Annotated in this window: 7 protein-coding genes; 2 read left to right on the top strand and 5 right to left on the bottom strand. The window is 56.2% G+C overall.

Annotation, left to right across the window (positions count from 1 at the left end):
- Positions 1 to 148: 148 nt before the first annotated feature.
- From AUK77_RS10995 to AUK77_RS10985, 3 genes are read right to left on the bottom strand one after another with little or no spacing between them, the layout of a single operon-like run.
- On the bottom strand, positions 149 to 769 hold the full coding sequence (locus AUK77_RS10995) for an SOS response-associated peptidase (protein ID WP_296129504.1): 621 nt from the start codon (positions 767 to 769) through the stop codon (positions 149 to 151).
- Positions 770 to 817: 48 nt separating this feature from the next.
- On the bottom strand, positions 818 to 1078 hold the full coding sequence (locus AUK77_RS10990; protein ID WP_296129501.1) for a DUF2007 domain-containing protein: 261 nt from the start codon (positions 1076 to 1078) through the stop codon (positions 818 to 820).
- The gene (locus AUK77_RS10985) at positions 1078 to 1260 is read right to left on the bottom strand and encodes a CPXCG motif-containing cysteine-rich protein (protein ID WP_296129499.1); all 183 of its coding nucleotides are present in this window, start codon (positions 1258 to 1260) and stop codon (positions 1078 to 1080) included. The genes AUK77_RS10990 and AUK77_RS10985 overlap by 1 nt, the downstream gene beginning before the upstream one ends.
- A gap of 126 nt (positions 1261 to 1386) precedes the next feature.
- Between AUK77_RS10985 and AUK77_RS10980 the strand changes: the two genes are divergently transcribed.
- On the top strand, positions 1387 to 2550 hold the full coding sequence (locus AUK77_RS10980; RefSeq protein WP_296129496.1) for a 1-acyl-sn-glycerol-3-phosphate acyltransferase: 1164 nt from the start codon (positions 1387 to 1389) through the stop codon (positions 2548 to 2550).
- A gap of 52 nt (positions 2551 to 2602) precedes the next feature.
- Here AUK77_RS10980 and AUK77_RS10975 read toward each other — a convergent pair whose 3' ends face one another.
- Both AUK77_RS10975 and AUK77_RS10970 read right to left on the bottom strand, forming a co-directional pair.
- Positions 2603 to 2890: a hypothetical protein gene (locus AUK77_RS10975; protein WP_296129493.1), complete on the bottom strand. Its 288-nt coding sequence runs from the start codon at positions 2888 to 2890 to the stop codon at positions 2603 to 2605.
- Between the two features lie 239 nt (positions 2891 to 3129).
- A complete protein-coding gene (locus tag AUK77_RS10970) occupies positions 3130 to 3714 on the bottom strand; it encodes a YajG family lipoprotein (RefSeq protein ID WP_296129491.1) in 585 nt (194 codons plus the stop codon).
- 842 nt (positions 3715 to 4556) lie between these two features.
- Between AUK77_RS10970 and mqo the strand changes: the two genes are divergently transcribed.
- Positions 4557 to 6059 (top strand): malate dehydrogenase (quinone), encoded by a 1503-nt coding sequence (mqo, locus tag AUK77_RS10965; protein WP_296129488.1) that lies wholly within the window; start codon positions 4557 to 4559, stop codon positions 6057 to 6059.
- Positions 6060 to 6081 lie beyond the last annotated feature (22 nt).

Genomic DNA, 6081 nt, shown 5'->3' with positions numbered 1-6081 from the left:
ACCGTGAAAATTGAATCGTCTTCATGATCAATCCCTCGTATTCGGAGATGTCACGATTCAGTTTAGACCACTGCAACAGTTAACTCAGACAGAGCCATAAAAAAGGGCGTACGGTCATGCCGTGCGCCCTTCGCTTTGCAGGAACACATCAGGCTGGCGTTAGGCACTCCGGCGCATCCAGTTTCGGGTCATTGACCAAATTGGCCAGCACGCGCTCACGCAGCTGCGGTTGCGGGCTAACCAGTAAACTGTGCAATTCAGCCACTGGCGTATCGTCTGCCAACCACGCTTGCTGGGCCGCCTCACTCAAAATCAAAGGGCGACGCTGATTAGCAGCGGCGAGTGTTACCACCGCAACGCTGAGGTACACGTGCCCTTCAACCGGATACGCCTCCCACAATGCGGCAAAATGCAGCATGGGCATACCGTCACCCGTGAGCCAAAAAGGTCGCTTGCGGACCGAACCGCGCCACTCATAAAACCCGTTGGCGGGCAGTAACCCGCGCCGCTGGCGAAAGGCATCACGGAACATCGGCTGCTCTGCCAAGGTCTCTGCACGAGCCTGAGCAGGGGTTTTACTCATATCCGTTAGCCAGGGCGGCGTCAGCCCCCAGCGTGCGCGCGCCAATTGCCGCTCACCCGCGACAGTGCGCAGCAGCAACACTTGGCTATTGGGCGAAATGCTCCAGTGCGGCTGTTGATCAACAGGGAATCCCGCGGTGGCCGCAAAAGCAGGCGTCCAACGAAACAAGGCAAAACGTCCACACATGGGCAACTCGATAGCGCGTGAAATAGAACTCGCCGCCGCAAAAACTTGCTAACAAAGCAGTGTGCCTTGAATGCTTTCGGGCTCATCGCCAGTTATTGGCAGCGCGGCATTGTACGCGGCGATCAAGGCTTGCGCGCGCTCGACATCGACGTTATCAACCATCAATCCAAGCAGGCCACAAGCGGGCAGCTCACCCAGCGCACCGGCCAAGTGCCGCCCAGTGAGGTGCGCGTCAACACCCTCACTAGCCAGCATGCTCATTAATAACTCACCCTCCATTACATCCTGTGGCTCATAAATACGCTGCATCAGTCGTTCTCCCCGCGCACATCCAGACGCCAATCTTCACCATCTGTCTGCAAGGAAAATACGATGGGACGACAACACACCGGGCAGTCCTCGATGTATTCCTGATCGCCCCCAGACAAATCCAGCACAGCCTCAACTTCTTCACCGCAGTAGGGGCATTGATAGTCTTGATTTTCGAGCATCGCAGACTCCTTGTGACTTGGGCGTATAATTGCTGGTCTATAGCTGGCTCTGCAGTGGGCAACCCTTCTGATTGAGTAGACCCAGCGCCGTGAGCGTCTCCACAGCCACCACAACAAGAGATCATGATGGGCGAATTTGATGCGATCCGGCCTTATGCTGACGCCGAAGTACCAGCCGTACTGACGCGTCTGCTGGCGGACAATGCGTTTCTCGACATCCTCACCCAGTTTCGTTTTCCGCGCCTGGCGGCATCACTTGGCTGGCTGCTTAAACCACTTATAGCCTATCGGCTGCGCCATGAGTTTTGCGACGTCCAGTCTGTCGCACACTTGCAGACGCGCATTGAGCGTTATGTCGACCGCACCATTGAGCGCGCCACCGACGGCGTTACCTACTCGGGCATCGACAACCTGCAGGCAGACAAGGCCCACCTGTTTGTGGCCAACCACCGCGATATCGTCATGGATCCGGCCTTTGTCAACTATGCGGTCTACCATGCCGGCATGCCGACCCCGCGGATTGCCATTGGCGATAACCTGCTGCAGAAGCCTTTTGTCAGCGACCTAATGCGCCTGAATAAAAGCTTCATCGTGCACCGCTCGATCAGCGGGCGCCGCGAGAAACTAGCGGCTTACCAGTTGCTTTCGGCGTATATCAACCACTCGATTCGCAACGATGGTGAGTCGATCTGGATTGCGCAAGCCGAAGGTCGCGCCAAAGATGGTGATGACCGCACCGACTCGGCCATCCTCAAGATGTTCCACATGAGCCGCAAAGCTGAGCCTTTTGCCGATGTGATCAGCGCGCTGCGCCTGACTCCGGTGTCCATCAGCTACGAGTACGACCCTTGCGATCAAGCCAAAGCCCGCGAGTTGTTTATCCGCGAAAGCAGCGGCGGCTATACCAAAGCAGCTGGCGAAGATGATCAAAGCATTGGCTTGGGTATTACCGGCTACAAGGGGCGCGTGCATGTGCATTTCAGTGCCCCGGTCAGCCAAGGTCTGGACGACAGCAAACTGCTGGCCGCAGAAATGGACAGGCAAATTCTGAGCGGCTACCGACTATTCCCTGCTCACTATCTAGCTTATGCCCAATGGGCGGGCCGCGACCCGCAGTTGCAGGTACCCGCCGCGGCCGACCTGTTCCCCGCTGAAGAATTACAAAAGGCGCAAACCGAGTGGCAGCGCCGCCTGGACAATTGCCCACCCGAGCAGCAGCCCTACCTCATTCTGCAATATGCCAACCCGGTGCGTAATCAGTACCGCGTCAAGGCAGGGCTCGCGCTCTAACGCAAAAAGAAACGGCAGCCCAAGGCTGCCGTTTCTTCATTGCCGCAAATACTCACAAACTGCTACTGAGCCATGACAGCAGCAAGGCACTCAGCAAGCACACGCCACCAAAGCGATAAAAGAATTGATTGATGCGTTGTGTCGGCGTGTCCATCGCATAACCCGACGCTTCCACCGATTGCAACTCACTGCCAACCACTAAGCGACCCAATGCCCGCTGCTCGCGCAGGCGAGTGGCCAGCAGCAACCAGCTTCCTGCCAACGCGACAAACAACGCCAATCCATTGAGCCAAAGCCCAGGCTGGGCCTCAACTAACCACCAGAGCGCGTGCAAAGACATGCTCAACCTCGGTTTTTCAAGGGCAGGCATAACGCCTCGCCTGATTCACACCACGCACGACACAAAATCGAGCAGCCTAAATACGGCGGCGGAGTCTACCGAAGGTTACTCCCGACTGGCATCCGATCCGACGAAACGCGCTTGATACACTAAGACAGCAGAGCGGCCTTAAACACCGCGACAAATGTCAGGCAGAAAAAAGCCCGGAGATTATCCGGGCTCTTGCCTAACTCAACTGCTTACTGCGCGAGTATCTGGCTCACGGTTGGATCTTTGAAGGCGCGGGTCAGCGCATCGCTCAATACGTCGCTCACCAACTTGGTGTTGGTCGCCTGATTGGGTGCCATGCCAAAACGTTGATTAAGGGAAGCGCCATAACGACCACTGTAACGGCGGCTACTGTTCTGCACGTCCAGGCGGATACTGGCGGTCATGTCCGCTTCAGTCACATACAGACCTTCTTTCGGCGACTGATACTTGAGTTCGGCCAAGGTAAGAGTCAGTTGCGGAGCATTAAACGCGTTAGCGGTTGGCGTGAAACCCAACAGCCGCACGGCCGCTTCAGCCTGTGCTTGCAGCTTGGGCAGAATATCCGGCCCTGAGACACTGATATTGCTGGTATCAGGATAGAGGCCACCACGCGTACCCAATACAGGGGACGGACGACCATCAGCAACACGCACCACCACTGGCTGACCCTGACCCACTGCGGTCAACGGGCTGATCAGTTTGGGTTCTGGACGCAGTTGTTGTGGGCTATGGGCACAACCCACCAGAGTAAGGCTGGCAACAGCCACAAGACCTAACAGCAGACGATGCAGCATGCTCAACTCTCCATAAGTAGGTGGGTACAGATGGCGCGCAGTATAACCATGGGCCGAGACGCCTGACAGCACCGACACATAAGATGGAAAACCCGGTTACAGGTTCCCGCAACCGCGTTGTTAGGCGCGCTCGACATAAGACTTTAGTCTCCATCCCTGATGACTCTCTCACTGCGCAGCCTGCTTTCGCCATACGTGCCGATGTATACATAGGCCTTCAGCGATTTTCAGGGTAATTGCCGTGTATGACACCGCTCAGCCCTTGTTCCACAAGGCGTTGACTATGCAGTGGTGCAGTTGGGCCGCCGAAGAAAGCTGCATTGTTCCAACGATGCATGCGCCAAAATCGCACCATCAACAACCTGTGTAGCGCCGCAACAATTGTTGAAAGCCTGACCGGCGGGAGAAGAAAAGTCACACCAGGCGATCAATTTTCGTGCTTTACCCTTATAATCGCGCCCCGATTATAAGGTCGCCTCCTGATCGGGCCCCGCCGTCACGCTGATGCATCACTTCATCGGCTGCGCCCCAGAGAGTCGCCCACTTCGCGCTGCCAATCGGTCGCCGTTTTCCTGTAAGAAAAGCTGGCTATTACAGCCTGAGTTTCATACGTCATGGAATACGGGCCGGCAGACGCGGTTTGAGGTTCACGACTCCAAAAGAGCGTGAAAAACGGTTTGGAAAACTTCACAAGAGTGTGGCGAACATGAACGATCTCTCGGTTGGCATCTGCCCGCAGAAGCCTGCTTCCTGCAACCCTGAGCGTCTCGCCGACTGCTGATTGGCTGTGTAAACACAAGCTGACTAACGTCTTTTGAGTGCTGGTTTGCGGAGAAGTGGTAATGGCGCAGAACGATAACGAAACACTGGATGTGGTACTGGTGGGTGCCGGCATCATGAGCGCGACTTTGGCCGTGTTGCTGAAGGAGCTTGATCCGGCGATCAAGCTGGAAGTGCTTGAAATGATGGAGTCTGGGGCGGTTGAAAGCTCCAATCCATGGAACAACGCAGGTACTGGCCATGCTGGCTTGTGCGAGCTGAACTACACCCCCGAAAGTGCTGACGGTTCCATCGACATCAAGAAGTCGGTAACCATTAACACCCAGTTCGAAGAGTCCAAGCAATTCTGGGCCTACTTGGTCGAGAAAGGCCGTTTTGGTACACCGAAATCGTTTATTAACCCGATCCCACACCTGAGCTTTGTGCGTGGCCAGAAAGGCATCGACTTTCTGAAAAAACGCTTCGACGCCCTGACGGTGCACCATGCCTTTGCAGACATGGAATACACCGAAGACCGTGCCACGCTGGCGCAGTGGATGCCACTGATGATGCCGGGTCGTGACCCGAACGAGCCTATCGCCGCCACCCGCGTGATGGCTGGCACCGACGTCAACTTCGGCAATCTGACACAAAGCCTGCTGGCCCACCTTGGTCAACAAAACGACGCCAAGGTCACCTGCAAGCAAAAAGTAATCGGCCTCAAGCGCAGCGGCAAAGGCTGGCTGGTGAGCGTAAAAGACCTGCAAACCGGTCATCTGCGTGAGATTCAAGCCAAGTTCGTCTTCCTCGGCGCGGGCGGTGCTGCACTGCCCTTGCTGCAGATGTCGGGCATCCCGGAAGGCAAAGGGTTTGGCGGCTTCCCGGTAAGTGGTCAGTGGTTGCGTTGCGATAACCAGGACGTGGTCAAACAGCACCATTCCAAGGTTTACAGCCAAGCAGCGGTAGGTTCACCGCCCATGTCTGTACCGCACCTGGACACGCGCGTAGTGGATGGCAAGACCTCGCTGCTGTTCGGCCCTTATGCCGGGTTCACCACCAAGTTCCTCAAGCGCGGCTCATTCCTTGATCTGCCGCTGTCGATCCGTTTCAACAACATCGGCCCTATGCTGGCCGTTGCACGCGACAACTTTGACCTGACCCGCTATCTAGTCAAGGAAGTGCTGCAATCAGAAGATCAGCGCCTGGAAACCCTGCGCGGCTTCTACCCAGAGGTCAAAGCAGAAGACTGGCGCCTGGAGATTGCTGGCCAACGCGTGCAGATCATCAAAAAAGACGCCAAAAAAGGCGGTATTTTGCAGTTTGGTACTGAATTGGTGGCAGCTGAGGACGGTTCGATTGCCGCCCTGCTGGGCGCATCGCCGGGCGCTTCGGTGACCGTTTCGATCATGCTTGATCTGATCAACCGTTGCTTTGCCGAGCAGGCCAAAAGCGAGCAGTGGAGCAGCAAGCTTAACGAGATTTTCCCGGCACTGGGCGCTGTATTGGCCAACGATGCCGAGCGATATCGTGAGGTACAAGCGCGCTGTGATGCGCTGCTACAACTGCAGCAAAGCGCCAACGCGTAAGCACACTGAAATGCAAAAAAAC

Source organism: Pseudomonas sp. Ga0074129 (genome assembly GCA_001465025.1).
In the GTDB taxonomy this organism is placed as follows: domain Bacteria; phylum Pseudomonadota; class Gammaproteobacteria; order Pseudomonadales; family Pseudomonadaceae; genus Aquipseudomonas.
This window is presented reverse-complemented; position numbering and strand designations above follow the sequence as displayed.

Bases quoted from the DNA above. Each gene is read 5' to 3' on its own strand.
- AUK77_RS10980 (WP_296129496.1), top strand. From the start codon at position 1,387: ATGGGCGAATTTGATGCGATCCGGCCTTATGCTGACGCCGAAGTACCA.
- AUK77_RS10970 (WP_296129491.1), bottom strand. From the start codon at position 3,714: ATGCTGCATCGTCTGCTGTTAGGTCTTGTGGCTGTTGCCAGCCTTACT.
- AUK77_RS10990 (WP_296129501.1), bottom strand. From the start codon at position 1,078: ATGCAGCGTATTTATGAGCCACAGGATGTAATGGAGGGTGAGTTATTA.
- mqo (WP_296129488.1), top strand. From the start codon at position 4,557: ATGGCGCAGAACGATAACGAAACACTGGATGTGGTACTGGTGGGTGCC.
- AUK77_RS10995 (WP_296129504.1), bottom strand. From the start codon at position 769: ATGTGTGGACGTTTTGCCTTGTTTCGTTGGACGCCTGCTTTTGCGGCC.
- AUK77_RS10985 (WP_296129499.1), bottom strand. From the start codon at position 1,260: ATGCTCGAAAATCAAGACTATCAATGCCCCTACTGCGGTGAAGAAGTT.
- AUK77_RS10975 (WP_296129493.1), bottom strand. From the start codon at position 2,890: ATGTCTTTGCACGCGCTCTGGTGGTTAGTTGAGGCCCAGCCTGGGCTT.